Raw genomic sequence first — 26,293 nt, forward strand, 5'->3', positions numbered from 1 at the left:
CAAGAAAGCGAGGTCCAACACCCCGCTTTCCTGCAAAATCGAATACTACATCAAGACAAATTCTGCTTATTTCTCAGATCAATCCGCATTCTTCACGGACGACGATCCAGTATTCCAGCGGCGGTTGTGATTGAACCGCGAGGCCGCGGCGTACTGGATTCCCCGCCTGCCGCCTACGCTAAAGCTTCGGCGCCCCTCGACCTCAAACCCCGGCGAAGCCTTGGCGTAGCCGGGTCGCGGGGAATGACGGCGGAGCTTGTGGAACAGCGGAGCTTGGGGAGAGGGCTTCGCGCAACAACCGCGCCCTGCCCGATCCTATCAAAATGCTCCTGTTTTGCCCGACGTGTCAAACGCCCGGGCAATCGGCATAGGCCCGCCTCGCTACCCGCATAAGCCAATGATCCGGCTAACGCCGGCCACTGTGCATGGGGTTGTTCTCGCAGTTTTTGTTGCAGGCGGCCTCACGCCGCCTGCGACACCACCCGATTGCGGCCGTCGTGCTTGGCGCGGTAGAGCGCGGTGTCGGCGCGCTTGAGGACGTCGGCGACCGCCTCGCCCTTCTGCTCCAGCGTGGTGAGGCCGATCGAGATCGTGACCTCGATGCGCTTGGTGCCCTTGTGGACGGCGAACGGCTCGCCCGCGATCGAACGGCGCAGGCGCTCGGCGACCATGCCGGCGACGTGGAGGTCAGTCTCCGGCATCACGATGACGAACTCCTCGCCGCCGTAGCGGCAGGCCAGGTCGATGCCGCGGATCGACTTGCGCACGCGCACCGCGAACTCGCGCAGCACGTCGTCGCCGGCGTCGTGGCCGTAATTGTCGTTGATCGACTTGAAATAGTCGATGTCCAAAATCATCAGTGCCAGGGGCTTGCCGCGGGTCGAGGCTTGGTCAGCGAGCGTCGCCAGATGGCTCTCCATGTAGCGGCGATTGTGCAGGCCGGTGAGCGCGTCCGTGATCGCCATCTCGATCGAGTTCTGCACGTTGTCGCGCAAATGATCGGTGTAGCGGCGGCGGCGGATCTGCGTGCGGGCGCGGGCCAGCAGCTCGGTCTTGTCGATCGGGCGCAGCAAATAGTCGTTGACGCCGATCTCGAGGCCGCGGAGCAGCCGCGTCGAGTTCTTGGGGTCCGCGATCGCCAGGATCGACACATGGCGCGTGCGCTCCAGCGAGCGCGCCTGGCTGCACAGCCGCAGCCCGTCGAAATTGTTGAGGTCGAGCGAGACGATCAGCAGGTCGTAGTTGCCTTCGGCGGCGTGGAACAGCGCTTCGGTCGGGTTCGGCTCGACGTCGATGGTGTGCTCCGCGGCGAGGATCGTCGCCAGTCGCTCATAGGAGGACTGACGGTCGTCGACCAGCAGAATGCGGCCGCCCCGGCCGGTGTCGGCCACGGCGCTGCGCTCGGGCGCCTGCATGCCGATCTCGAGCGAGGTGATGGCGCGCATGCGCAGCTCATCGGTCATCATCTTCAGCCGCGTCAGCGAGCGCACGCGCGCGATCAGCACGACGTCGGAGACGGGTTTGGTGAGGAAATCGTCGGCGCCGGCTTCCAGCCCGCGATTGCGGTCGGCGGGGCTGTCGAGCGCAGTGACCATCACGACGGGGATGTGGTGCGTCGCCGGATCGGTCTTCAGGCGGCGGCAGACTTCAAAGCCATCCATGTCGGGCATCATCACGTCGAGCAGGATGATGTCGCATTCGGCGCGGCTGGCCAGCGCCAGCGCCTCGGTCCCGTTCGAGGCGGTCATCACGTCGAAATATTCGGCGGACAGGCGAGCTTCGAGGAGTTTGACGTTGGCGGGAACGTCATCGACAACCAGGATACGCGCGGACACTTTGAACTCACTTCCTATCCGATAAAACGCCGGACCGTCTCAATGAATTTGCCGACCGAGATCGGCTTGGACAAATAGGCCTCGCAGCCGCCCTCGCGGATGCGCTCTTCGTCGCCCTTCATCGCGAACGCCGTGACCGCGACGACGGGAATGGCGCGCAGCTCCGGATCGTCCTTGATCCAGCGCGTGACCTCGAGGCCCGAGACCTGCGGCAATTGGATATCCATCAGCACGAGGTCGGGCCGCATCTTGCGAACGAGGTCGAGCGCCTCGTAGCCGTTGCTGGTGCCGGAGGTCTGGTAACCGTGTGCCTCCAACAGGTCGCGGAAGAGCTTCATGTTGAGCTCGTTGTCTTCCACGATCAGGACGGTCTTAGCCATCCCGCCCTCCTGATTGGCACGAAGCCGTATACATGTGACGCCTCAGGCGCCGCTCGCCGGCGCTTCGAAAACTGGATTCAAACTAGCCTCAGATTCGCTTGAGTTTCGTTAAACCCGAGGGCCGACTTTCTGCGATGTGGTTTCCAGTTGCTTGTCGGCGGTCTTGAGACTCGGGCATGATGGCTTCAAAGTAGACACCGAAAGTTAACGGAAAGGCAAACCGAACCCTTGAAAAAGCCTGTTCACAACCCTCGCGAAGTCGCTGAAATCGTTGCGATTCAGGCGCTCTCCTTCGTGGCCGGCGATCCGGAGCGGCTTGGCCTGTTCCTGGCTGAGACAGGCGTCGGTCCTGAGACCCTGCGCAATGCCGCCTCGGACCCGAATTTCCTCCTCAGCGTACTCGATTTCGTGATGCGCGATGACGCCACCGTCAAGGCCTTTGCCTCGACCGCGGAGCTGCATCCGACCAACGTTGCTGCGGCGCGGCAGGTGCTGGGCGACGCGCTCGGCGACCCCTCCTGGGAGCGCGACGTGCCGTGACCGTCCCAGATACGGCCGGCCCCCGCTGCTTCTGCCGGGATTGTCTGGCCGATCTGGATATGGGCGTGCGGCGCTGCTCCGCCTGCGGTTCCCCTCGCCTCGTCCGCCACCGCGCGCTCGCAGGCCTGACCATCGCCCATATCGACTGCGACGCCTTCTATGCGACGGTCGAGAAGCGCGACAATCCTGACATCGCCGACAAGCCCGTCATCATCGGCGGGGGCAAGCGCGGCGTGGTGTCGGCCGCCTGCTACATCGCGCGGACTTACGGCGTGCGCTCGGCCATGCCGATGTATAGGGCGCTCGAGGCCTGCCCGCACGCGACCGTGATCCCGCCCGACATGGCCAAGTACGTCCGTGTCGGCCGCGAGGTGCGCCAGGCCATGCAGGCGCTGACACCGCTGGTCGAACCGCTCTCGATCGACGAGGCCTTTCTCGATCTGTCGGGCACCGAGCGGGTGCACGGCATGGTTCCGGCCAAGGTGCTGGCGCGGTTCGCGCGCAACATCGAGCACGACATCGGCATCTCCGTCTCGGTCGGCCTGTCCTGCAACAAGTTCCTGGCCAAGATCGCCTCCGACCTCGACAAGCCGCGCGGCTTTGCCGCGCTCGATCAGGAGGAAGCCCGTTCGATGCTGGCGGAGAAGCCGGTCGGCTTCATCTTCGGCGTCGGCCCGGCCACGCAGGAGCGCCTGGTGCAGCGCGGCTTCCGCATCATCGCCGACCTGCAAAAGGCCGACGAGATCGAGATGATGCGGCAGTTTCCGAGCGACGGCCGCAGGCTGTGGCGGCTCGCGCGCGGCATCGACGACCGCCGCGTCGAGCCCGATCGGGGCGCCAAGACGATTTCGAGCGAAACCACCTTCGAGACCGACATCCGCGATTTCGCGACGCTCGAGAAGATCCTGTGGCGGCTCTGCGAGAAGACGTCGTCGCGGCTCAAGAGCAGCGAGCTTGCCGGCTCGACCGTGACGCTGAAACTGAAGACTGCCGATTTCCGCCAGCGCACCCGCTCGCAGTCGATCGCAGGCCCGACGCAGCTTGCCGCCAAGATCTTCTCGATCTGCCGCGAGATGCTGGCGAAGGAGATCGACGGCACCGCGTTTCGCCTGATGGGCGCCGGCGTCAGCGCGCTGCGCGAAGGCTCGCCCGCCGACGACACCGACATGCTCGACCTCCGTGCTGCGCATGCCGAGCGCGCGGTGGACAGTCTGCGCAAGAAGTTCGGCAACTCCGCCGTCATTCGCGGCATCGCGTATGATGGCCCTGAAACAGGACAGCAGGAATGATCGAGTCCTGCTCAATTCAGTCGCGTTCGAAGATCCGTGCACCCGGATAGACACGCCGGGCATACTGAATGACCAACTGCCGATCCTGACTCGCCAGGAACGGCGTTCGGATCTGACAAGACCCGACGATGAGGTGCCACAGGCCGTTGAGCTTTCCAATCATGACGTTCATTTGAGCTTCCTCGCAGTGACCCGAGTAGACTCAAATTGTAAGAATCGCCGGCCGTCGCTCAATTGTACCAGCGTAAGGTCAGCGTATGAGAAGGATTGGAAGAGATATACAAAGGTATGTTGGCGAGGCCCCTGTCAGGTTCCGGCGCTGATCGGTTTCGCAAGGGCTGTACGCATCCGAACGCGCTGAGAGGCTGGCCATCGTGACAGGCGAACGCGACCTCGACGCGCTGTTGAGAAACATGAAGCCGGAGCTGCTGGACGGCACCTTCGTGTTTTGCACGATCCCACCCAACGAGCCCGTTCCCGCAGCGGTCAACCCGCTGCTGACGTTTCGCGAGCAGGAAGGAACCACGCTGGTGATCCTGCGCGAAGAAGCCGAGGCGTCAGGTTTACGCGACGCGTTCGCCTCGCGCCTGATCACCCTGACGGTACACTCCGCGCTCGATGCGGTGGGCTTCCTGGCTGCAGTCACGGCGCGCCTGGCCGAAGCCGGCATCAGCGTGAATGCGGTGTCGGCCTTCCACCACGATCATCTTTTCGTACCTGCCGACAGGGCCGATGAAGCGATGGCTGTTTTGCGAGCGATGTCCGCAGCAAAGTAAGATGGGTAGAGCGAAGCGAAACCCATCGAGCTCTTCCTGCGCAACAAGGGTGATGGGTTTCGCTTCGCTCTATCCATCCCACGGTCGGATCAATCCGCGACCGCCACCGCCTCGATCTCGATCAGCCATTCCGGCGCGGCGAGCGCGGAGACGCCGACGAGGGTGCTGGCCGGCGGCTCCATGCCTTCGAAGAAGGCCGAGCGGGCCTTGCCGATGATCGGGCGCAGCTCCGGCTTGTAGTTCACGACGAAGGTCGTGATCTTGACGATGTTGGCGTAGGTCGCACCGGCCGCCTTCAGCGCATGGCCGAGATTCTGCATCACCTGCGTCGTCTGCGCGGCAATATCGCCCTCGCCGACGATCCGCCCTTCCTCGTCCACCGACACCTGGCCGGAGATGTAGATCGTGCGCGCACCGGAAGCGGTGACGACGTGGGAATAGGCCGGATTGTGATGCAGGCCGCTGGGGCGGAGATGGTCGAGCTTGGGCATGGTGCTTGCCTCCCGGGTTTGTGGTTGGGAGGGAGCGTAGCTGGAGAGCGAGCGGAGGGCTAGCCTCGCCCCTCAATTGCAGGGCTTGCTGTCCTTCGCGTCGAACTTGCCCATCGCGCCGGAAATCACGAAATCGTTGTAATCGAGCACGAGCTGGCGCGAAACGCCGTTTTCGTAGAGCTCGAACGCCATCGCGTAGACCGGCGTCTGCTCGCCTTCCTTCTGCTGGGACTCGCGGTCGAAATAGCTGACGGTAACCGGCCAGCGCTTGAGCGACTTCATGTGCTCGTCCGTGGTCGATGCATCGGGCGAAGCAGTGCGGTCGGCGGGAATCGGCTGACCGATCACGGTCAGCGTGTTGTAGACCTTCTGGCCGTCGTCGGAGCCGTCATACACCGACAGCTCGAGCAGCGACTTGCCATCCTTGGCGGCGGCAATGATGCGCTGGATCTGCTCGGTCGGGAACACGATCTTGCCGTCGAGGGTGAAGCTCTTCGGCGCCGGCAGCTTCAGCTTGACGTTGATGTGGTCGCCGTCGCGTTCGGCCGAACCGTCGACCCGGCCGGCGTCCGCCTCGTTCATCCGCGTCTCGATCTTGAAGCGGTAGCTTTTTCCCGCGGCGTCCTCCCAGGAGTTCGAGCGGAGGTCGCTCAGCGTGATCTTGCCCTCGCCGCTGTCGAGCTCGGAGACCTGGCGGAATTCGGAGGTGTAGCCCTCGCACGAACTTCCCGTGAAATTGTAGAGGATGCGGCCGCGCGCGCTGTTGATCGAATTGGAGCGCGATTTGACGAGGCTGAGGTCATAGAGCGCCTGGTGCGCAAGGAACGGACCGCTGGCCGCCTGCGCTCCACCGCCTGCGCCGAAAGCAGCCGCCGCGAGCCCCATCACACCGAGCGAAGTCCGGAAAAGGTGCACCATGTGTCATCCCTGGGGAAAGCGCAGATTCGACATTTTAATGACCGTTCCATTGCGTCGCAACTGAGGCCGTTTCACGTAAAGTTGCGGCCCCCGCCTTGAACCTGCTGCCTGGCCACAACAAAATGCAGTCGCTCCGGTTGCTTGCATGTGACGGCACGATGGGCGAAACAGGGCGCGCCCGGCCTCCAAATGGACGCAGCCGGGCGGATGAAATTTGGACAACGAGGTCGAACATGGCGGGCACGGTCGAGCAGAAACTGGCGGAACAGGGCATCAAGCTGCACGAGGCCCCTACCCCTGTCGCCAATTACGTGCCGTTCGTGCGCACCGGTAACCTGCTGTTCGTCTCCGGCCAGGTCTGTTTCGACCCCGCCGGCAAGTTGATCGCCAAGGGCAAGCTCGGTGCCGGCGTTTCGATCGAGGACGGTGCCGCAGCGGCGCGCGGCTGCGCCGTCAACCTGCTGGCCCAGGTCAAGGCGGCGCTCGGCGACCTCGACAAGGTCGTGCGCGTGGTGCGCCTCGGCGGCTTCATCAACTCGGCACCCGACTTCCTGGACGGGCCGAAGGTGCTGAACGGCGCCTCCGACCTGATGGTCGCCGCTTTCGGTGACAAGGGCCGCCACGCCCGCACCACCGTCGGCGTCGCCTCGCTGCCCGCGGACGCGGCGGTCGAGGTTGAAGGCGTGTTCGAGGTCGCCTGACACGGAGCTGACGGCGTTGCGCGCTCCTGATTGGCTGACAGCCCGGCCGGTCGCCCATCGCGGCCTGCATGACATTTCCCGTGGCATCGTCGAGAACATGCCGGGGGCGGTGCAGGCTGCGATCGCAGGCAATTTCTCGATCGAGGTCGACATCCAGCTCTCCGCCGACGGCGAGGCCATGGTGCACCATGACCACGCGCTCGGCCGCCTCACCGAGGCCACCGGCGAGGTGGTTTTGAAGACCGCGGCCGAACTGAAGGCGGTCAAGTTCAAGGACACGGACGAGCGGATGATGTCGCTGTCCGACCTCTGTGCCATGGTCGCCGGCCGCGTGCCGCTGGTGATCGAGGTGAAGAGCCATTTTGGCGGCGACCGCAAGCTGGTGATGCGGATGGCCGAGGTGTTGTCGTCCTATCAGGGCCCCGCCGTCGGCATGTCGTTCGATCCCGACCAGGTGCTGGCGCTGCGTGAGCTGTTGCCGTCCCGCCCGCGCGGCATCGTTGCGCAGCGGACCTACGAGGACGAGTACTGGGCGAAGCTAACGCAGGCGCAGCGCGACAGCATGCTGTATCTGCGCCACGGCTTTCAGACCCAGCCGCATTTCGTCGCCTTCAAGGTCGACCACCTGCCGGCCCCCGCCCCCTGGATCGCCCGCAACGTCCTCGGCTGCGCCCTGCTCGGCTGGACCGTGCGCACCCCGGAACAGCGGACGCGGGTCGGACAATATGCGGATCAGATGATCTTTGAGGGGTTCGTGCCGTAGGGGGCACACCTGTTGCACAGCGATTGCTCTCGTGTCCCGGACGCGCTGCAACGCGCCAGCGTTGCTGTGCAGAGGCGGGACCCAGAAGGCGGCACGCTATGCGGAGAGATGGGCCCCGGCTCTGCATCGCGCCGCTGCGCGCTGCGATGCGTCCGGGGCACGTGAGAGCTCGGTTCCCGCCTCTTGAAGTCGCTGCTGCAATGCACGATCTTGGGCACGATGGCATCATCTGAAATCACACTCGAGGCTGTACCCTCGATTGGCGAGGTATCTGCCGAGGATTGGGACGCCTGTGCCAATCCCGACAAGGCTTGCAACGGGCATGGCGCCGGAACTTCATCCGGGCTTCCAGGCGATTCCCTCGGCCTCTCAAAACCCGCCTATAACCCGTTCGTCTCGCACGCGTTTTTATCCGCGATTGAGAAATCGGGTTCAGCAACGATCCGCACCGGCTGGGGGCCGCGGCATCTGGTGGCCAAGGTCGATGGCCGCGTCGCCGGGGTCGTGCCCTGCTATCTGAAATCGCATTCCCAAGGCGAGTACGTCTTCGACCGCGGCTGGGCGGATGCCTATGAGCGCGCCGGGGGACGGTACTATCCGAAACTCCAGGTCTCGGTTCCCTTCACCCCGGCCACAGGGCCCCGGCTGCTGGTCCGCGACGGCGTGGATCGCGAGCGCATCGCGGAGACGCTAGCGAGCGGGCTGGTGGCGCTATGCGGCGTCAGCAAGGCCTCCTCGGTCCACGTCACCTTCGCGCGCGAGGCGGAGTGGAAACTGCTCGCCGGGCACGGCTTCCTCCAGCGCACCGATCAGCAGTTCCACTGGCACAACGAGGGATTTGCGACCTTCGACGATTTCCTCACCACGCTCAATTCGCGCCACCGCAAATCGATCAAGCGCGAGCGGCGCGATGCGCTTGCCACCGGCATCACCATCCACTGGCTCACCGGCAGCGACATCACCGAGGATGCCTGGGACGCCTTCTTCGAATTCTACATGGAGACCGGGTCGCGCAAATGGGGCCGGCCTTATCTCACGCGCGAATTCTTCTCGCTGATCGGCGAGACCATGAGCCAGGACGTGCTGCTGGTGATGGCCCGCCGCAACGGCCGCTGGATCGCGGGCGCGATCAACTTCATCGGCTCGGATACGCTGTTCGGCCGCAACTGGGGCGCGGTCGAGCATCATCCGTTCCTGCATTTCGAGGTTTGCTACTATCAGGCGATCGATTTCGCGATCAAACACGGCCTCGACAACGTCGAGGCCGGCGCGCAGGGCGAGCACAAGATCGCGCGCGGCTACCTGCCGCGGACGACCCATTCCGCCCACTTCATCGCCGATCCCGGCCTGCGCCGCGCCATCGACGATTACCTCAAGCGCGAGCGCGCCTATGTCGCCGAGGCCGGACGGGAGCTGGCCGAGCTCGGCCCGTTCCGCAAAGGCGTCGACGAGGCGCCTTGACGGTTTGCCACGGCTGATGACAGTAAGCGCAAAATTCGAGGAGCCGCCGCCATGACCGCCTACGACCCCAACAACATCTTCGCGAAGATCCTGCGCGGCGAGTTTTCCTGCCACAAGGTCTATGAGGACGAGCATGTGTTTGCCTTCCTCGACATCATGCCGCGGGTATCGGGCCATACGCTGGTGATCCCGAAGGCCCCTGCCCGCAACATCCTCGACATCAAGCCTGACGACTACGCCCACGTCGCCCGGGGCGCGCACAAGATCGCGGCCGCTGCGATGAAAGCGTTCGAGGCCGACGGCATCACCGTGCAGCAGTTCAACGAGCCCGCCGGCGGCCAGGTGGTGTTTCATCTCCACATGCACGTGATGCCGCGCCACGACGGCGTGGCCATGCTGCCGCCCGCCAGCCGCAAGGAAGACGTCAAGGTCCTGGAAGAGAATGCGGCCAAGCTGATCGCGGCGCTGAAGGCGGGATAGATATCAGCCCTGTAGCCCGGATGGAGCGAAGCGTAATCCGGGACCTCCCCGCATTCCGCTTCGCTCCATGCGGGCTACGATCGCCGCCCCTCACTCCGTCTGAAAATCCCCTGCCTGCGGGGCGGCCAGCGGCGTGAATTCGCAACGATCTGGCTTGATGTCGATCAGCGGCGTGTTGTCGATGCAGTCGAGCCCGCGCACCAGAATGGCATTGCCCTCGATGCCGACGAGCTTGACGATCGAGGTGCCGATCGGGTTGGGCCGGACCGGTGAGCGCAGCGAAAACGTGCCGCGGGTCTTCTCGTTGTTCTTCGGGCTTTGCCGGACGATGTCGCGGCGCGACTTGTCGAGCCAGTAGAGCACCTCGAGATTGCTGTAGAAATCGACGCCCTTGATGGCCGGCACGAACGGCTCGAAGATCTCGAGCCGGCACACCGGGCCGTCCTGACGCCCCTGTCGCGGCGTCTCCATCCGCGAGGTCCAGGGCGTGCGGATGCGGCCGATGAAGACGAGGCCGGCATCCTCCGTCGACGGCAGCTCGATGGCGACCTCGCCCTCGCGGAGCTCGTTTTCGCGAACCATATTTCCCGTTCCTTGCTGTTCGCCGGTGGTTTTAGCCTAACCACCACTTTCCGGCCAGCATGAAGACTTCGCCTGTCACCACGCCTGCGAAGATCGAGCGGCGGGTCAGCAGGAAGGCGACGAGGCCTGCGCCGACCGCGCCATAGCGCAAGACGTCCGGCACGCTGGCGAGCGCCCCCGGCGGCTCCACCACGATCTGGGCGATGACGCCGGCCAGGATGGCGGTGGCGACCGCCCTCACCCAGACCAGCAGCTCCGAGCCCTCGTCGATGCCGCCGCCGAACCACAGGCCCAGCATGCGCCATATCTGGTTGGGAACAACGCCCGCAACGAACAGCACGACGAGTGCGTGCCAGTCGCCGATGAGCTGCGCAAAGCTCATGCGCGCACCTCCCGCCACCAATGCACACCATAAGCGATCGTGCCGGCCACCAAACCGCTGACGAGAATGTCGAGCCCGGAGTTCATCTTCGCGGCCAGCGGATAGAGCAGAACCCCGAGCGTCAGCGCGACGACGTCGGCGACCTCGCGACTGTTGCGCGCGGTCGAGAACAGGAACGACAGCGGCGTCAGCATCAGGATCGCGGCGCCGAGCGTCTGCGTCAGGTTGGCGGCAAGGAAATAGCCGACCGTGTTGGCGGTGAGACACACGGAGACCAGACCAAAACCAAGTCCGTTGACGAAGGCGATGCGCCGCTCGCGCGGCACCTGCGGCAGGAAGCGATGGCATTCGACCCACAGTGTCACCGCCGTAAGATGCGCGGCGAAGAACAGCTCGCGCCGCTTGGTCGTCGGCGTGCGCATCAGGGGCAGCACCGAGACCACCATCGGAAACAGCCGGATCGCGCTGACGGTGACCGCGATCGCCGATTGGATGATGGTCGCGCCGGAGCCGAGCGTGGTGATCAGAATGATCTGCGCGGGGCCCGCCCAGACGAACAGCGTCGAGCAGAGCGCCCAGAGCAGGCTGAAATGGGTGTCATGAGCGAGGGCGCCGATGCCGAGATAGGTCGCGAACAGGACAAGCGTGAGGATCGTCTGCGTGATCGAACGCAGTCCCCACGCAAACGCGCGCCAGGAACTTTGCCATTGAGGGGAATCGAGCGGAGGAAGCGCCACGGGAGTCTTTGGCCGGATTGCGGAATCGTGCCCGCATAACGGGCAATGCTGTGGCTGGCGTCAAGGAAGCGCGCGGCGGGGCTGGCATGCGCGCGTGGGCAGACGCGCCTACCCGTTCACACCCCGGTTCTTCAGCACGAAGCAGGCACCGCCGGCCTTGCGGATACGGTTGCACAGATCATCCGCCTCGCTGCGCGTGTCCGCGCCGATGCGCACCTGGTAGAACGCGCGCGTACCGCGGCTGCGCATCACCGAGCTTAGCAGGCTCGGATCGCGCTCGCCGATCACCGCGGTCAGCCGCGTGACGGCGCGGGAATACATCGCCAGCGCCCTGTTGCGGTCGAAACCGGCAGCGAGCTGTACGCCCCAGACCTTTGCGGCGGCGAGCTCGACATGCTGTTCGAGCTCGGCCACAAAGGCATTTGGCGCGCGCTTCAGAAGCGCCATGAGATCGCGGCAGCTCGTCGGCGGCGAACTCGGCGGTCCCTTGCCGGTCGCTCCCGCCTTGGCCCACGCGTCAACGCTCGTGCCGGTGATGGCATAGACGTAGTTGCGGGTCTGCTCCGGCATGCCGCCGGTGCCGGCGAGCCATTCCTGCACCCGGCGCGGCCCGGCGTTGTAGGCAGCAGCCGCAAGACCGAGATTGCCGAACTGGTTGCGCAGCTCGTTCAAGAACTCCGCCGACTTCGGCAGCGCCTGCACCGGGTTGAAGGGATTGAGCAGCCCGCGCTCGCTCGCAGTGCCCGGCATGAACTGCGCGATCCCCTGCGCATGCTCGCCGCTGCGCGTCATGGGTCCCACGGCATCGGCCTGGAATCGGCTTTCCTGCCAGATCACGCGGGCGAAGAATTCCAGCGGCAGATTGGCATCCCGTGCGGCGGCCTCGACGATCAGGCAGATCGATTCCCGCGTATCGCTCTCGCGCGCAGTGGCCGGATTCGCCGGTGGCATCGCAAGCTCCTCGACGCTGGGGACGGCGATATTGGTCTTCGCGGGCGAGCTGTCCCACGCCACCACCCGTGTCGCCGAGACGAGCAGTGCGGCGATGATGAGTGATGCAATTCGCGTCAGCCGTGCCCAAGCAGCGCTGTGGCGCGCTCCGGCGCGGCATGCAACAAGATGATCTGCCATGTTGTGGCATCGTGCCATGGTTCGACGAGTTGCCAATATATGCTGTTTGACCCGCTTCTCCCAATGCGCTGCCCTGCCCCAGGGATCCGCGCGATCCTCGTCCTCCTAGCCCTCGCCCTGTCCGCCGCGCCGGCCATGGCGCAAGTCAACTGGCGGATGACCACGGAATATCCGCAAAACAACATTTCCGGGATCGGGCTCACCAGTTTCGCCGATCGCGTCGCGGCGCGCACAAACGGTTTCGTGACCGTAGCTAGCGCTTTCGACAACGAGCTCAAGATCAACTCGGGCGAAATGCCGCGCGCCGCGCTGGATGGTCGCATCGCCGGCGGCGACGCCTTCGCGGGCGCGCTTTCGGGCCTCGACCCGGTGCTCGGATTGTCCACCCTGCCCTTTCTGGTGCAGTCCGTCGACCTCGCCCGCGCCACCAATCTGCGGGCGCGCCCGCTCTACGAGAAGGCGCTCGCGGCGCGCGGCCTGAAGCTGCTCTATGTCACGATCTGGCCGGCCACGGGCCTCTGGTCGGACCATGCGCTGGAAGGCGCCGACGCCCTGCCGAAACTGAATTTGCGGGCCTACGACGCCAACTCCGGCGAGGTCATGCGCGCAGCCGGCGCGAATGCACAGTTCCTGCCTATGGACGCGGCACTCGCTGGCCTCAGGGAACACCGGCTGAATGCGTTCCTCACCTCCGGCGACGGCGGCGCGGGACGCAAGCTCTGGGACTTCCTGCCCTACTTTACAGCGATCAACTACGCGATGCCGGTCTCGATCGCCTTCGTCCGCAGCGACGCATTTGCCGAACTGTCCGAGCCGATGCAGCGCGAGGTGCTGGCCGCGGCGGCCGAGACCGAGCAAAGCCAATTCGCGCTATTGACCCATCGCACCATCGAAAACTATGCGCGCATGCGCGACAACGGCGTCCGCATCGCCGAGCCGGCGCCGGCATCCCTCGTCGCCGCGCTCCGGAAAGCGGCAACGCCCGCGATCGCCACCTGGGAGACGCAGGCAGGCGCCGATGCCGCGGCGATCGTCGAATGGGCAAGACAGCAATAGAGCGAGCCGTGGCGGCCGCCGGCATGCGACTGCGGTGCTGTCTTGAAACGTCCGCCAGTCCCGCCCTTCACTCGCTTCGGTCCTATGCCGAGGCCGGCTTTTCTGCGCTGATTGCGCGGTCCAGGGCATCGATCAGCGTTTGAAGCTCGACAAACTTGTTCCGTGCTCGCTCGGCATTGTCGCGATCAAAAGGAGCGGCCAGCACCTTCGCATGCGTGTCCCTGTCCTCGATCATTCGATCGCGGGCCTTCTTCAATATGTCCAGTCGCTCGTTCATCTGTGCCTCTCCGCCAATATCTGCTCGACCACGATCAGGGCCTCAGTCGAAACCAGCCGGAAGCTCGCCCTTTCGGAAGAACACCGTAGGCTCATCGTCATAGTCACCCATTTCGGGATCGCCGCTGGACGAGAACGCGACGACGCCGAGTTTGCTCAAGGCCAATCTCTCCGCCGTACGCAGCGCGCCGCTTTCCGACTTGCAGACGATGGGAGAGTCGGCCTTCAGATTTCCACCCTTGCCGGCGTTGAACGCCTGCACCACGTAGGTTGTTTCGCGGACCATGACGGCACCTCTGACCTGTTGACACACGGAGTTGTCGTCAACGACCGCGACAACCGCGCTCAGCCTCGCATCGCTTCGATGAGCGCGGAAATCCTGATCGTTGCAAAGCTTGAGAAGGTGTCCGACACGGCATATGGCAGGATGATCTGATCATTGTGCCTCATCGCACCGCAGGTATAGACGACGTTGGGGACATACCCTTCGCGTTCGGACGGTTCAGGCCGCAGCAGCGGCTCGGCCGAGCGAGCCAGCACCCTGGACGGGTCGCGCTTGTCGAGCAGAGCCGCTCCGATCGAGTATTTCCGGATCGGGCCGACACCGTGCGTCAGCAGCAGCCAACCTTCGTCAAGTTCGATGGGCGCCCCGCAATTGCCGATCTGGACGAACTCCCAGGGAAATTGCGGTTTCAAAAGCACCCGGCCGCCCTCCCATGTGTAGAGGTCGTCCGAATAGACCAGATACAGGTTCTCATTGTCCTGTCGCGCGATCATGGCATAGCGGCCGTCGATCTTGCGTGGGAACAGCGCCATGCCCTTGTTGTGGGCTGCAGCCCCCCGCAAAGGCGTTAGTCGAAACGACATGAAGTCGCTGGTCTCGATCAATTCAGACCGGATCGCCCGTCCGCTATAGGCCGTATAGGTCGCGTAGTAGATCTCCCGATCGCCGTCGTTGAATTTGACGAAGCGCGCATCCTCGATCCCGTTGGATTGGGATTCGGTCACGGGAAAGATGACCCGCTCGCTGAGGTCTTCCTCGGGCCTGAACACCAGTTCCACACGGTCGCCGTCCGATCCGGATACGCGATGGCTGATCCGGGGGACCGAGGCAAGGCGCGCCGTCGGATCGACGGCCAGGCTTCCGTCAGCCGCAATCGTTCCGGTTCGAAACGTCAGTGACGACACATGCCCCTCGCCGATGGCCCGGAGGCTGACGATGAATCGCGAACCTCCCTTCGGTGCCCCCGATTGATCGGGGTGCGGGACGATGCTGGGGTTGAACAAGGCAGAGGCTTCGAACGAATACTCACTGAGAAAATAGGCACCAATCAGCTGGCGCTGCGTCTTCGAGAAGACGCCATGCGTGGCGAAAGCGTCCTCCATTTCATCCGCTCGGGTCTCGAACCGCTCCAGGAGGTTACGATGTCGCCCCTGGAAATTGTCGAGCACATCCGCAAGCTGAACTGCAACGGCATCCGAACTGAGCGCAAGAACCCGGTCGACGATATGATTTGCACGCATCTTGTCGGTCGGGTTCAGGTCGCGGGGTTCGGTTGCCGGCTTGAAGGGCCGCACGATGACTCGCGCTGGATCGGGGCGCAGATTAAGCCCCTGCCGGTTCAGGAAAGAAGCTTGTGACACGGTATCCTCGGCGTGCTGAATGAAAAGATGAAGTTCAGGCGCTCACGGCGCGCAAGGCTGTGGGCCTCGTCAAGCTCGGGTTGACGCGCGCAAGCTGGCGCATCTCGGCAAGCCCGAGGAGATAGCAAACAACGGACTCGCCCCCGCGGTTTTCGTTGGCGCGATCAGCGTGCAAACCATCCCGGCAACTGCCAGTGAGCGGATCGACCAGCGCCACTGAGAGATCGTTGCTGCCTAGGAACCAGGCGAAGGCCCGAGTTGCCATGGCTTTCCATTCGGCATCGCCATCGGCACGCCACGCGGCGAGGCAGGCGGCGATCGTTGCCGTTGCCTCCACGGGCTGCTGATCAAATGCACGGGGATGTTGCCGCCGCTCGCCGAAGCCGGCGGTGCCGACCGGCCGGAAATGCCCTGCCGCGGTCGTCTGCTGCGTCATGAGCCAGCGCAGAGACCTCAATCCGGCATCGAGATATTGGGGCGCATGCGTCGCCATGCCTGCGAGGATCAACGCCTGCGGCAGCCGCGCGTTGTCGTAGGCCAGCCCTTCCTCGAACCACACCCAGTCAGACGTCTCGACCGACGCCAGACAGGTCATCAACCTGCCGGCAAGGGAATGCCGGACGTCCCTGGCGTGGAGATCGTCCGGAGCTACAGCGCAATAAGCGTCCAAGCCCAGCAGCATGAATGCCCATGCACGGGGCGAACGAAAGCTCGCCGCGATCGACAATGCCTGGGCGAACAGAGCAGCGGCCCACAGGCGCCGGGCCGGGCTGGCGTCTCTGCGTGCAGCCTCGCCCAAAGCCCATAGCGTCCGCCCGTGACTGTCTTCTGACCCTCTGTCCTCAAGCCAGGTCCGATTGAACCCCATGAAGTTGCGAAATTGCCCGGTGTCGGGATTCCAGGCGTGCTGCACGAATGCCGCAAACCGGCTCGTCAGGATTTCCGACAGCGGCTGTTCGCCTGGACCATTGAGGGCGCAGGCCAGCAGCAGCGCTCGGGCATTGTCGTCGACGCAATAGCCGTGCGCGCGATCCGGCACCGAATGGACCGCATGCTGGAACAGGCCGACATCATCGCACATCGACAGGAAATGGCCGATCTGCATATCGGGCGATGCGGGGCTACGTGGCTCCGGCACATTGATGTCCGGGCACGCGAAGAGTTTAAGCCGATGGCCTTGCCGTACATTCTCGAAGACGGACACATAGCGCTCGGCCACCCGTTCCCATGTCATCATCCGGCTCGCCGCATAGGCGCGCCGCGACATCGCCTTCCGGCGGGCGTCGTCGGTCAGCAGGCCTGCGATCTCATTGCCGATCGCCGCGGCGTCGCTGAAAGGCACCAGCACGCCGCACCCGTCGGCAAGCAGCTCGCGGGCGTGCCAGTAAGGCGTCGAGACGACCGGCTTCCCCAATCCGAAGCTGTAGGCCAGGGTTCCCGAGGTCATCTGGGCCTCGTTGAGATAGGGCGTGACATAGACGTCGCACATCGAGATGAATTCGAGCAGCGTGGCGAGATCCGCGAACCGGTCGAAGAACACCACGTGGTCGTCAATTCCGAGTTCGCGCACCCGCGCCATCAGGCTCTCGCGATAGGCCTCGCCCTGGTTTCGGACCAGGTTGGGGTGCGTTGCGCCAAGCACGACATACACCGCATTCGCGCAGCGCTTCAGGATCGACGGCATGGCGTCGATCATGATTTCGATGCCCTTGTTCGGTGACAACAGGCCGAATGTCAGGATGACCGATTTTTGCTCAAATCCAAGCTTGGCCTTCGCTGCATCGGGCTCGACGAAGGCGACGTCCGGAATGCCGTGGGCGATGACCTCGATCTTGTCGTCAGCCACCCGGTAGACGTCGCACAGCAGTTCGCGGCCCTTATTGGCCATCACCACGACCTTCGACGACGCCTCGACGATGCGCTCCATGACCGTCCGCTGCGCAGATGTCGGATCGGCGAGCACGGTATGGAACGTCGTCACCACCGGCATGGCAAGGCGGGACAACAGCACGAGGATATGGGCCCCGGCCTCACCACCGAAAATCCCGAACTCGTGCTGCAAACACACGGCATCGAACCGGCCGGCATTGAGGAAATCGGCGGCCCGCATGTAGTCTTCGATATTGCCGTCCTTGATCTGGAACGCGACCGCCGGAGGATAATCATAGGCTTGACCGCGATCGGTCATTGCCACGATGCAGGTCTCCAGATCCTGGCGCGAAATCGATATCGCGTTCTTCAGGTCGGTCGTATAGGTCGCAATTCCGCATCGTCGAGGCAGCGAGTTGCCGATCACGGCGATACGGCGGAGCGGCGTCATGTCGGCACCTCTATGATTTCGCTTGATGTCGGAGCGTGCACGGCGGGCGGACGCGCCGGCGAATTCTGTCGTCCGTCACCTCTGCCACGCGCTGCTTGATTGCAAACCTCAACAGCCGCGACAGATATTCTTCAGCTTCGCCGCGGTTCTGGCCTCTTCCGCAATGAAGGGGTCCTTGTAGGCAGCCCGCGCGGCGTCTTGTTCGGCGGCAGTGGGTTGCTTCGCTTTCGGCGGAAACGCGGCGTCGTAACAGGCGAGCCGGCCGCTCGTGCTTTCGATCGCGCGGCAGTCCGGCTCTCTGGCGACTGCACTTTGCACGAATGTGCCAAGCGCCAATGCGACAATAAGCATTTTCATACGGGTATCGTTCCTCGCGGAGGATCCGGGCGCGCCGTTTGACGCCCCTGCGTTCCTCATGCCTCGAACTGGTCGAACTCGTCAGACAGCAGAACCCGGCCCTGCGGCGTGCATATCCGCACGTCGACATAGCCTTCCTGCAACAGCTCCCTCGCCTTCTTCAGAGCGGCGGCCGTCGTGGTGCGGGCCAGGCTGACGTAGCCGCTTTGATCGCGTCCGCTCACCAGAAATTGGAGCGGCGTCCTATCCATGCAGAAAAGCCGCAGCGGCCACCAGGAGCAACAGAAACAGCGGGACGATCACCGGCGGCACGATCCAGTCGGCCAGATTAAAGCGAGGCATGCGCGCTCCTCCTCGTTCGGCGGGAGCGCTAGTGACCCTCAGTCACCGATGGATGCCATGGGAAGGGCGGTGATCGCAGGACCCTACGCTTATGCCCTGCCAATAGCGAGCTTTAAAACGTCGCGCGACGCGGCGGCGTTGCCTTGAGCAGCGGCCTCGTTTAGGTCAAACAACGGCGGTATCAACACGGGCACGACTGGCATGGCTACAATCTTCTTCGATCTCGACGGCACGCTGACCAACCCGAAGCCCGGGATCACCCGCTCGATCCAATACGCGCTGGAGCGGCTCGACCTTGCCGTGCCGAGCGAGGACGAGCTGACCTGGTGCATCGGGCCGCCCCTGCACGCCAGCCTGAAGAAGCTCACCGGAAGCGACGAGCTCGCCGACCGCGCGCTACTGCTTTATCGCGAGCGATTTGCCGATATCGGCCTGTTCGAGAACGAGGCCTATGCCGGCATCATCGACACGCTAACGACGATCGCCGCAACCAGCCAGCGCATGTTCGTCGCCACCAGCAAGCCCGCGGTCTACGCCATCCGCATCGTCGATCATTTCGGCCTGAAACCGTATTTCGAGCGCGTGTTCGGCTCCGAGCTCGACGGCAAGCGTGTCGACAAGCGCGACCTGCTGCGCTATGCGCTCGACGAAACCAAGGTCGATCCCGGCAGCGCGATCATGATCGGCGACCGCAGCCACGACGTGATCGGCGCCCGCACCAACGGCATGACCGCGATCGGCGTGCTCTATGGTTATGGCAGCGAGGCCGAGCTGCGGGATGCCGGCGCACATCACATCTGCGCCGCGCATCCCGAACTGCTCGGTCACTGCGCAGCCTAGGCGCTGACGGTCTCGACCGCCGCCAGCATGCCGGTCTTCGAATGGCAGTTCAGATACTCGAAGAGCTGCTCGTCCGCGGCGGCCACCGTGACCTCGTGATAGAGCCGTAGCTTTGCCGACGGCCCGAGCGTCGACAGGTATTTCATCGCCGCGCCGAATATCTTGACGTGGGTCGGATGTGACTCCGCCCAGCGCTCCAGTGCGGCGAGGCTCTTCCACCAGCTCTGGCCGTAAGACTTTTCGCTCACGCTGCCGTCGGCGGAGAGCACCTGCATGTAGCGGTTGGCGTAGCAGCCGATGGCTAGCCCGTCGTCGCGCAGGAAATCCATGCCCTCGCGCAGCACCGGCTCGACATCGTCGAGATAGAGCTTGCGCTCCGACGCCTCCGTATCGCTCCAGTCCTGCCCGGAGCGGATCAGGCAGAGATTGTCGTGCGCCTTCACCCGCAGCCGCGCGCCGTCGCGGATCAATTCCGGCGCGCCGCCCGGCGTCATCGGATCGGTCTGCGACAGCGGAATGCGATCGCGCATGCCGCCCCAATAGGCGTGCTCCTGCACCTCGCCGCTCATGCCGTCGGCGATTGCGGCCACGCCCTCGGGCCGGTCGAGCGAGGAGAACAGCGTCTCGTGCCGGGCGACTGTGGGACGCAGCACCTCGATGAAGGTGCCGATGCCCTCGCGCGCCTTCACAGCCCACGCCTCGCGTGCCGGCGCGAACCATGCGTCGAAGCGCGCGATGTCGTCCCAATAGGCAACCGACACGACGGTCTCATAACCGGCGCGGTCGACGTAGCGGGCGCGGTCCCAATGCGAAGGCCCGCCCTCGGCAGCAAACCGCGCCGCGATCTCGGCGAGTGCCGCCGTCGCAGCCGACGGCGCCGCGTCGCGATACTGCACACCGAAATAGGCCATCACGACGCGGCTTACGGCGGGCTTGTAGCGCGCCACGAACGACGGATATGGCGGCTGGTAATCGTCCGGCACGCGCTTGTGGCGCGTGCGCTGGGTCTCGAGATGCAGAGGAATTGCGGATTCCATGATCGTTCCCTCCCCTTGATCCCGGCGATCAGCTCGCCGCCGCCGCGATATCCGTGGGCTCAATGGTGTCGACCGGCAGCGCGAACTGCTCGACGCGCTGGTATCGCTTCTTGTTGAGCAGGAGCCGCGTCACGTCGGGCCGCGAATAATGCCCGGCGGGATCGGCAGCGTTCTTGGCAACACCGATGGCGCCGAGATCGATCTCGGCAATCAGCAGCCCCTCCTGGTCCGGCGCCAGCTTGTCGCCGATCTGGCTGCCGTCGGGGCCGTAGATCGCGGCGAATCCGCCGCCGACATGCAGCAACGCATTCTTGTCCGGACGGTCGCAGAGCTCATCGATCATGGCCTGCGAGACCGTCGCGCACGGCGCGAGCACGAAGCAGGAGCCCTCCACCGCATAGACGCGCGAGGCGGCATTGTTGACCTCGGCGCCGAGCGCCGGCGCAAAGGGATCGTAGAGCGAGAAGCTCGGCCAGGCCGCGACATGCACCTGCTCGTTCTGGGCGTACATCGCATATTTCGACAATGGCTGGAGATGCTCCCAGCAGCACAATGCGCCGATGCGGCCGATGTCCGATCTTGCGTGGACGGCGAGATCGCTGCCGTCACCCTCGCCATAGACCGTGCGCTCGGCATGGGTCGGCCGCAGCTTGCGGCGCTTTGCGATGGTCTCGCCGTCAGGCCCGATCAGCCATTGCGCGAGATAGAGACTGCCGCCGTCGCGCTCGGACAGGCCGAGCACGGCGGTGAGCTTTGCCTTGCGTACGGCGTCGCGCAGCCGCTCGGCCTGCGGACTGTCATAGGACAGCGAGTTGTCGAAGTAGCGCTGCACGAAGCCGCGGCCGATCGCCCAGGCCGGCGAGTCCATCCAGATATGCCAGGGGTAGCCGGGGATGAAGGCCTCGGGAAAGGCGATCAGCTTGGCGCCCTTCTCGGCCGCGTCCCTGATCAGCGCGATCGACTTGTCGATCGACGCGTCGAGATCCAGCCAGGCCGGCGCCGCCTGCACCACCGCGACCTTGTATTTCGGATGTTCGATGCCCATTCCCGCCTCCATTGCCGGTTGATCGGAAGCCACGTCCGATGCAGTCTATTTGGCCAAGCCACCCGGCCGGGCGCTCGACCGCAGTGGAACAAAAACTCGACTGGCCGGGATCGCCGACGGGTACGGGACTTGCCTTCGGTCAGGCTGGATCTGCGCCAACATGCGGTTTTGCTGGATGTGACAGGGAGGCTTGCCGATGCCAATCCAGTTCACGACAGACGGCAGCCCCGGCTACCGGCGGCTGGCGCTGTGGCAGGACATCGTCTGCGACGTTTTCGTCGGGCTCGACTGCAAGTCCGACCTCGGCAGCGCCTTTCGCGGTTCGGTCACGCAGGCCCCGCTCGGCAAGGCCGTGTGCTCCGAGGTCTGCTCCGACCGCCAGCACGTGTTCCGGACGCCATCCCGCATCGCGCGTTCGGATCAGGATTTTGTCCTGGTCGCACTCGGCAATCGTGGCGACGGAGGCGTGGTGCAGGACGGCCGCGAGACCGTGATCCATCCCGGCGAGTTCGCGCTCTACGACACGACGCGTCCCTATGAGCTGAAGTTCAACCACGCCTTCACGCAGACCATCTTCAAGGTGCCGCGCGAGATGTTGCAGCGCCGGCTCGGCGCCACCGAGACGCTCACCGCGATGTCGTTCGGCGCCGATGTGCCGCTCGAACGGCTCGCCTATGATTTCATCTTCAGGCTCTGCCAGAGCGCGGACCGACTTGCCCCGGACAACGCTGCGGCGTTGTCGGAGCAGGCCGTCGATCTGCTCGCGATGGCGCTGAGCGAACGGCTCGGCAAGACATCGCTGCCGTCCTCCACCCATCGCTCCGCCCTGCTCTATCGCTTGAAGGCCCACATCCGCGCTCATTTGGCGGATCCCGACCTCTCGCTGTCGGAGGCCGCGGCTGCACTCGGCATCTCGCCGCGCTATGTGAACGATCTCCTCGCCGACGAGGATACCTCGTTCCAGCGCCATGTGCTCGCCGAGCGTCTCGCCCAATGCCGGCGTGACCTCGCCTCGCCCGTGCTGGCCCATCGCCACGTCAGCGAGATCGCCTTCGCCTGGGGCTTCAACGACCTCTCGCATTTCGGCCGCGTTTTCCGCGAGCATTTCGGAATGTCGCCGCGCGACTTCAGGCAGAGCCAGTTGCGGCACTGACATCCAGCCAGCTATCACCTTGAGCCTTCGCTGCAGGCGAAGGCAAGGCTCGTCAATTCCAGATTGCCTTGTCCGGCTGCGCGCATCAGGCTGGCGTGCATGAGGACTCACGCCACCATAAGCGGATCGGAGCTGTTGCTGGGCGTGATCGCGATCAGGCTCGCGGTGCTGGTCCTGGTGGGCTGGGGCCTGACGCTGCTGCCGCGGCAGGCGCGTGACGGCGAAGCCGCCTGCTTCCCCTCGCCCGCAACCAGGGTCGAGGCTCAGTCATCGGTGAAGACGCCAAGCGCGCGCGTTGCCGATGCAGCATTCGATGACATGCGCCTGCACGACTAGGCCATTCCCGAGCAAGGCCGGTATGTGAGCGCGTGATAGGACGCGGCCCGCGCTTGCATTACCATCGCCCAAAGGCCGCACCGGTCAACCAGCGGCCAGCCGAGGAGCATATCGATGGAATACCGACGCTTGGGCCGATCCGGCCTCATGGTGCCCGCTTTGAGCCTGGGAACGGGCACCTTCGGCGGCGTCGGCCGCCTTGCTGCATGGGGCACGACGGACGCGGCCGAGGCGCGGCGCCTTCTGGATATCTGCCTCGATGCCGGGGTGTCGATGTTCGACACCGCCAACGTCTACTCGCTCGGCGAATCCGAGCGCGTCCTCGGCGAGGCCATCAAGGGCCGCCGCGACAAGGTTCTGATCTCGACCAAGGCCACCTTCCGCTTCGGCGATGGGCCCAACGACATCGGCTCGTCGCGGCAGCATCTGCTCGCGGCCATCGACGGTTCTCTGAGCCGGCTCGGCACCGATTACATCGACCTGTTCCAGCTTCACGGCTTCGACGCGTTCACCCCGCCTGAAGAGGTGCTTGCGACTCTCGACGTGCTCGTGCGCGCCGGCAAGATCCGCTACGTCGGCGTCTCCAACTTTTCGGGCTGGCACCTGATGAAGTCGCTCTCGGTTGCCGACAAGCATGGCTTCCCACGCTACGTCGCCAACCAGACCTACTATTCCTTGATCGGGCGCGACTACGAATGGGAGCTGATGCCGCTCGGTCTCGACCAAGGGCTGGGCGCCGTGGTCTGGTCACCGCTCGGATGGGGACGCCTCACCGGAAAAATCCGCCGCGGCCAGCCGAAGCCCGAGGTCAGTCGCCTGCCCAAGACCGCCGATTTCGGCCCGCCCGTGCCCGATGAGCACGTCTATCGCGTGGTCGAGGCGATCGACGAGGTCGCCAAGGAGACCGGCAAGAGCGTCTCGCAGATCGCGCTGAACTGGCTGCTCCAGCGTCCGACGGTCTCGACGCTGATCATCGGCGCGCGCAACGAGACGCAGCTGCGCGAAAATCTCGGCGCGGTCGGCTGGACATTGACCAAGGACCAGATCGCAAAGCTCGATGCGGCGAGCAAGGTGACGCTGCCCTATCCCTACTGGCACCAGCGCACCACCTTCACCGACCGCAATCCGCCGGCGGTGTAGCGACGGCCAACTGCCCGACCGCTCGGCTCCCCGAGCCCTCGCGAAAGCGGTCCCGACCCGTTTTCCTGTGCCGGAAGGCCTGCTTCCGGCACAGGAACCGTCCGGGTCCTGCCGGGTTGCGATCCATCCTGCAATTTCCTAATCCGGGGATGAATCACGTGCTCCAATCAAGCGCGCCTCCATCATGTCGTCTGCCCCGATCGAGCATGCCGACGGCCTGCCGCAGCCGCAGCGCAACCAGGCGGTGCTGACGATTGCGCTCGGCATCATCATGGCGGTCGTCGACAGCGCCATCGCCAACGTGGCGCTGCCGACGATCGCAGCCGACCTCGATGCGAGCCCGGCCTTCTCGATCTGGATCGTCAATGGCTACCAGCTCGCGATCACGATCTCGCTCTTGCCGCTGGCGTCGCTCGGCGAGATCGTCGGCTATCGCCGCGTCTATCTGGCCGGGCTCGTACTGTTCACGCTCGCATCCGCCTTCTGCGCGCTGGCGCATACGCTGCCGCTGCTGACGATCGCGCGCATCATCCAGGGTTTTGGCGCCGCCGGCATCATGAGCGTCAACGCGGCTCTGGTGCGCTTCACCTATCCGCGCAGCCAGCTCGGCCGCGGCATCGGGATCAACGCGCTCGTCGTCGCCTTCTCGGCCGCGGTCGGCCCGACGCTCGCCGCGGGCATCCTGGCAGTCGGAACCTGGCCCTGGCTGTTCGCCATCAACGTCCCGCTCGGTGCGCTGACGCTGGTGCTCGGCCTGCGCAGCCTGCCGCACACAAAACCCGCCAGCCGTTCCTTCGACTGGCAGAGCGCAGGGCTGTCCGCGATCACCTTCGGCGTCGGCATCGCGGCCGTCGACAGCGTCGGTCATGGCGAGGCCGCCATCACCTGTCTCGTCCAATTCGCCATCGCCATCGTCGCAGGCGCGCTGCTGATCTACCGCGAAACCCACATGACCTCGCCGCTGCTGCCGGTAGACCTGTTGCGCATCCCGGTGTTCGCGCTGTCGATCGCGACCTCGATCGCCTCGTTCTGCGGACAGATGCTGGCCTTCGTCGCGATCCCCTTCTACCTCCAGAGCCGCTTCGGCTATTCCGCCGTGCATATGGGCCTGCTGATCACGCCATGGCCGATCGCGGTGGCGTTCGCGGCCCCGCTCGCCGGGCGCCTGGTCGAGCATTATCCGGCCGGCCTGCTGGGCGGCATCGGGCTCACGCTGTTTGCCTGCGGCCTCGGCGCACTCGCCTTCCTGCCTGCAAGCCCGACGCCGCTCGACGTGATCTGGCGGATGGCGCTGGCGGGGGCCGGCTTCGGCCTGTTCCAGACCCCCAACAACCGCACCATGATCGCGGCCGCCCCCCGCGAGCGCGCCGGCGGCGCCAGCGGCATGCTGGGCACGGCGCGCCTGCTCGGCCAGACCACCGGCGCGGCGCTGGTGGCGCTGCTGCTCGGCCGCTATCCGACCGAGGGAACCAGGATCGCGCTCCTTGTCGGCGTCGGATTTGCGCTGTGCGGTGCCGTGCTGAGCATGCTGCGGCTGTCGCCCGCGGGCGCGCGCGGCGCCGAGCACGTCCGGGTACAGGACGACCAGCGCCTGCGCGGCGAATAGCTCACGTCCAGGTTCTGCTGTTCTCGCGCGCAACTTGTGCGTGGCTTAACTATCTGGACCAATGACGTATTGCCCTCCCGCTCCGGTTGCGCTTCATTGACGCGGGGAATAAGGGGCATTTCATGCGTTCATTTGGAATTGTGGCGCTCAGCGTCATGCTGGGCGGCTGCGCGTCTGTCACGCGTGGCACGACCGAAAACATCAGCATCTCATCGACACCGTCGGGCGTGGAAGCCGTCGTCAGCGGAATGGAAGTTCCGACCACCTGCACGACGCCGTGCTCCGTGGTCGTCAAGCGGAACGCCGACATTTCGATCACCTTCCAGAAGGAAGGCTATGAACCGCAGATCGTGCCGCTCAGCCGGGACATACCGACCTCCGGGGCCGCAGGCTTCGCGGGAAATCTCTTGCTCGGAGGTGTCGTCGGCATGGGCGTCGATGCTGCCACCGGGGCGGCAACCGATCACAAGCCGAATCCTGTCATCGTGACCATGCAGCCGTCAGCCCCTGCCCGCGCACGGCCACCCGCGCCGAAGAAGCCGCGGCCGCCGGCAGCGCCTGCGCCCGACACCGGCACCTAAAGCGTGATGGCATTAAGTTCGATAGCCTGAATTTTTCAGGTAATTGGCGCATTCCTCGGGGGTGAAGGCATCGAGTGCGTGGCCGATTGCGGCG

General features: G+C 64.8%; 31 protein-coding genes. 14 read left to right on the top strand and 17 right to left on the bottom strand.

Features of this window, described 5'->3' with window-relative positions:
• Window positions 1-461 precede the first annotated feature (461 nt).
• Together CT676_RS39990 and CT676_RS39995 are read right to left on the bottom strand one after the other, a co-directional pair.
• Window positions 462-1,835: a PleD family two-component system response regulator gene (locus CT676_RS39990; protein WP_135216940.1), complete on the bottom strand. Its 1,374-nt coding sequence runs from the start codon at window positions 1,833-1,835 to the stop codon at window positions 462-464.
• A gap of 14 nt (window positions 1,836-1,849) precedes the next feature.
• Window positions 1,850-2,215 carry a response regulator gene (locus tag CT676_RS39995; protein WP_008566616.1) on the bottom strand — a complete coding sequence of 122 codons (366 nt, stop codon included), beginning with the start codon at window positions 2,213-2,215 and terminating at the stop codon, window positions 1,850-1,852.
• A 228-nt stretch (window positions 2,216-2,443) separates the two neighbouring features.
• Here CT676_RS39995 and CT676_RS40000 point away from each other — a divergent pair, with 228 nt between their 5' ends.
• Both CT676_RS40000 and CT676_RS40005 read left to right on the top strand, forming a co-directional pair.
• On the top strand, window positions 2,444-2,755 hold the full coding sequence (locus CT676_RS40000) for a DUF3572 domain-containing protein (RefSeq protein WP_028150563.1): 312 nt from the start codon (window positions 2,444-2,446) through the stop codon (window positions 2,753-2,755).
• Window positions 2,752-4,044: a DNA polymerase IV gene (locus CT676_RS40005; RefSeq protein WP_135216941.1), complete on the top strand. Its 1,293-nt coding sequence runs from the start codon at window positions 2,752-2,754 to the stop codon at window positions 4,042-4,044. Before CT676_RS40000 ends, CT676_RS40005 begins: the two co-directional genes overlap by 4 nt.
• A 16-nt stretch (window positions 4,045-4,060) precedes the next feature.
• Here CT676_RS40005 and CT676_RS44580 read toward each other — a convergent pair whose 3' ends face one another.
• A complete protein-coding gene (locus CT676_RS44580) occupies window positions 4,061-4,216 on the bottom strand; it encodes a hypothetical protein (protein WP_166097113.1) in 156 nt (51 codons plus the stop codon).
• Window positions 4,217-4,418: 202 nt separating this feature from the next.
• On the opposite strand from CT676_RS44580, the gene CT676_RS40015 reads away from it, so the two are divergent.
• Window positions 4,419-4,820 (top strand): ACT domain-containing protein, encoded by a 402-nt coding sequence (locus CT676_RS40015; protein ID WP_135216942.1) that lies wholly within the window; start codon window positions 4,419-4,421, stop codon window positions 4,818-4,820.
• A gap of 89 nt (window positions 4,821-4,909) precedes the next feature.
• Here CT676_RS40015 and CT676_RS40020 read toward each other — a convergent pair whose 3' ends face one another.
• Complete coding sequence (locus CT676_RS40020) at window positions 4,910-5,311, bottom strand: RidA family protein (protein WP_014494674.1); 402 nt, start codon at window positions 5,309-5,311, stop codon at window positions 4,910-4,912.
• A 72-nt stretch (window positions 5,312-5,383) separates the two neighbouring features.
• Window positions 5,384-6,229, bottom strand: a complete 846-nt coding sequence (locus CT676_RS40025) for a cell envelope integrity EipB family protein (protein WP_135216943.1) — start codon at window positions 6,227-6,229, stop codon at window positions 5,384-5,386.
• Between the two features lie 233 nt (window positions 6,230-6,462).
• Here CT676_RS40025 and CT676_RS40030 point away from each other — a divergent pair, with 233 nt between their 5' ends.
• The 4 genes from CT676_RS40030 (at window position 6,463) to CT676_RS40045 (ending at window position 9,634) form a co-directional block, all read left to right on the top strand.
• Window positions 6,463-6,930 (top strand): RidA family protein, encoded by a 468-nt coding sequence (locus CT676_RS40030; protein WP_014494672.1) that lies wholly within the window; start codon window positions 6,463-6,465, stop codon window positions 6,928-6,930.
• 16 nt (window positions 6,931-6,946) lie between these two features.
• A complete protein-coding gene (locus tag CT676_RS40035) occupies window positions 6,947-7,693 on the top strand; it encodes a glycerophosphodiester phosphodiesterase (RefSeq protein ID WP_135216944.1) in 747 nt (248 codons plus the stop codon).
• A gap of 219 nt (window positions 7,694-7,912) precedes the next feature.
• Complete coding sequence (locus CT676_RS40040; RefSeq protein WP_135216945.1) at window positions 7,913-9,154, top strand: GNAT family N-acetyltransferase; 1,242 nt, start codon at window positions 7,913-7,915, stop codon at window positions 9,152-9,154.
• A 51-nt stretch (window positions 9,155-9,205) separates the two neighbouring features.
• The gene (locus tag CT676_RS40045; protein WP_063982784.1) at window positions 9,206-9,634 is read left to right on the top strand and encodes an HIT domain-containing protein; all 429 of its coding nucleotides are present in this window, start codon (window positions 9,206-9,208) and stop codon (window positions 9,632-9,634) included.
• Between the two features lie 90 nt (window positions 9,635-9,724).
• Here CT676_RS40045 and tsaA read toward each other — a convergent pair whose 3' ends face one another.
• From tsaA to CT676_RS40065, 4 genes are all read right to left on the bottom strand, one after another.
• Complete coding sequence (tsaA, locus tag CT676_RS40050) at window positions 9,725-10,216, bottom strand: tRNA (N6-threonylcarbamoyladenosine(37)-N6)-methyltransferase TrmO (protein ID WP_135216946.1); 492 nt, start codon at window positions 10,214-10,216, stop codon at window positions 9,725-9,727.
• A gap of 31 nt (window positions 10,217-10,247) precedes the next feature.
• Entirely contained in the window at window positions 10,248-10,598 is a 351-nt protein-coding gene (locus CT676_RS40055) for an AzlD domain-containing protein (RefSeq protein ID WP_063982782.1), read from the bottom strand.
• Window positions 10,595-11,335 carry an AzlC family ABC transporter permease gene (locus CT676_RS40060; protein ID WP_063982781.1) on the bottom strand — a complete coding sequence of 247 codons (741 nt, stop codon included), beginning with the start codon at window positions 11,333-11,335 and terminating at the stop codon, window positions 10,595-10,597. Before CT676_RS40060 ends, CT676_RS40055 begins: the two co-directional genes overlap by 4 nt.
• 108 nt (window positions 11,336-11,443) lie before the next feature.
• A complete protein-coding gene (locus CT676_RS40065) occupies window positions 11,444-12,466 on the bottom strand; it encodes a lytic transglycosylase domain-containing protein (RefSeq protein WP_244623456.1) in 1,023 nt (340 codons plus the stop codon).
• Between the two features lie 39 nt (window positions 12,467-12,505).
• Here CT676_RS40065 and CT676_RS40070 point away from each other — a divergent pair, with 39 nt between their 5' ends.
• Window positions 12,506-13,522, top strand: coding sequence for a TRAP transporter substrate-binding protein (locus CT676_RS40070; RefSeq protein WP_167768315.1), 1,017 nt, complete (start codon window positions 12,506-12,508; stop codon window positions 13,520-13,522).
• 82 nt (window positions 13,523-13,604) lie between these two features.
• On the opposite strand, the gene CT676_RS40075 is transcribed toward CT676_RS40070, so the two are convergent.
• The 6 genes from CT676_RS40075 to CT676_RS40100 all read right to left on the bottom strand — a co-directional run bounded on the left by CT676_RS40075 (window position 13,605) and on the right by CT676_RS40100 (window position 18,370).
• Complete coding sequence (locus CT676_RS40075) at window positions 13,605-13,799, bottom strand: hypothetical protein (RefSeq protein WP_063982779.1); 195 nt, start codon at window positions 13,797-13,799, stop codon at window positions 13,605-13,607.
• Window positions 13,800-13,841: 42 nt separating this feature from the next.
• A complete protein-coding gene (locus CT676_RS40080; protein ID WP_063982778.1) occupies window positions 13,842-14,084 on the bottom strand; it encodes a hypothetical protein in 243 nt (80 codons plus the stop codon).
• Window positions 14,085-14,143: 59 nt separating this feature from the next.
• Entirely contained in the window at window positions 14,144-15,442 is a 1,299-nt protein-coding gene (locus CT676_RS40085) for a glycoside hydrolase family 130 protein (RefSeq protein WP_135216949.1), read from the bottom strand.
• A 34-nt stretch (window positions 15,443-15,476) separates the two neighbouring features.
• Complete coding sequence (locus CT676_RS40090) at window positions 15,477-17,762, bottom strand: glycosyltransferase family 4 protein (RefSeq protein ID WP_135216950.1); 2,286 nt, start codon at window positions 17,760-17,762, stop codon at window positions 15,477-15,479.
• 108 nt (window positions 17,763-17,870) lie between these two features.
• Complete coding sequence (locus tag CT676_RS40095) at window positions 17,871-18,113, bottom strand: type VI secretion system-associated protein TagO (protein ID WP_244623457.1); 243 nt, start codon at window positions 18,111-18,113, stop codon at window positions 17,871-17,873.
• Window positions 18,114-18,175: 62 nt separating this feature from the next.
• Entirely contained in the window at window positions 18,176-18,370 is a 195-nt protein-coding gene (locus CT676_RS40100) for a hypothetical protein (protein ID WP_135216952.1), read from the bottom strand.
• A gap of 292 nt (window positions 18,371-18,662) precedes the next feature.
• On the opposite strand from CT676_RS40100, the gene CT676_RS40105 reads away from it, so the two are divergent.
• A complete protein-coding gene (locus CT676_RS40105; protein ID WP_135216953.1) occupies window positions 18,663-19,301 on the top strand; it encodes an HAD family hydrolase in 639 nt (212 codons plus the stop codon).
• Here CT676_RS40105 and CT676_RS40110 read toward each other — a convergent pair.
• Together CT676_RS40110 and CT676_RS40115 are read right to left on the bottom strand one after the other, a co-directional pair.
• Window positions 19,298-20,338 carry a phenylacetaldoxime dehydratase family protein gene (locus CT676_RS40110; protein WP_135216954.1) on the bottom strand — a complete coding sequence of 347 codons (1,041 nt, stop codon included), beginning with the start codon at window positions 20,336-20,338 and terminating at the stop codon, window positions 19,298-19,300. The two genes, CT676_RS40105 and CT676_RS40110, sit on opposite strands and share 4 nt — an antisense overlap.
• 28 nt (window positions 20,339-20,366) lie before the next feature.
• The gene (locus CT676_RS40115; protein WP_071917400.1) at window positions 20,367-21,383 is read right to left on the bottom strand and encodes a carbon-nitrogen hydrolase family protein; all 1,017 of its coding nucleotides are present in this window, start codon (window positions 21,381-21,383) and stop codon (window positions 20,367-20,369) included.
• A gap of 196 nt (window positions 21,384-21,579) precedes the next feature.
• Here CT676_RS40115 and CT676_RS40120 point away from each other — a divergent pair, with 196 nt between their 5' ends.
• The 5 genes from CT676_RS40120 (at window position 21,580) to CT676_RS40140 (ending at window position 26,199) form a co-directional block, all read left to right on the top strand.
• Complete coding sequence (locus tag CT676_RS40120; protein ID WP_135216955.1) at window positions 21,580-22,536, top strand: helix-turn-helix domain-containing protein; 957 nt, start codon at window positions 21,580-21,582, stop codon at window positions 22,534-22,536.
• A 99-nt stretch (window positions 22,537-22,635) separates the two neighbouring features.
• On the top strand, window positions 22,636-22,872 hold the full coding sequence (locus CT676_RS40125) for a hypothetical protein (RefSeq protein ID WP_071913037.1): 237 nt from the start codon (window positions 22,636-22,638) through the stop codon (window positions 22,870-22,872).
• A 114-nt stretch (window positions 22,873-22,986) separates the two neighbouring features.
• Complete coding sequence (locus CT676_RS40130; RefSeq protein WP_135216956.1) at window positions 22,987-24,012, top strand: aldo/keto reductase; 1,026 nt, start codon at window positions 22,987-22,989, stop codon at window positions 24,010-24,012.
• A gap of 184 nt (window positions 24,013-24,196) precedes the next feature.
• On the top strand, window positions 24,197-25,618 hold the full coding sequence (locus CT676_RS40135; protein ID WP_085405545.1) for an MFS transporter: 1,422 nt from the start codon (window positions 24,197-24,199) through the stop codon (window positions 25,616-25,618).
• A gap of 122 nt (window positions 25,619-25,740) precedes the next feature.
• Complete coding sequence (locus CT676_RS40140; RefSeq protein ID WP_092193127.1) at window positions 25,741-26,199, top strand: PEGA domain-containing protein; 459 nt, start codon at window positions 25,741-25,743, stop codon at window positions 26,197-26,199.
• Window positions 26,200-26,293 lie beyond the last annotated feature (94 nt).

This window comes from Bradyrhizobium sp. MOS001 (assembly GCF_004634465.1).
Lineage (GTDB): Bacteria > Pseudomonadota > Alphaproteobacteria > Rhizobiales > Xanthobacteraceae > Bradyrhizobium > Bradyrhizobium barranii.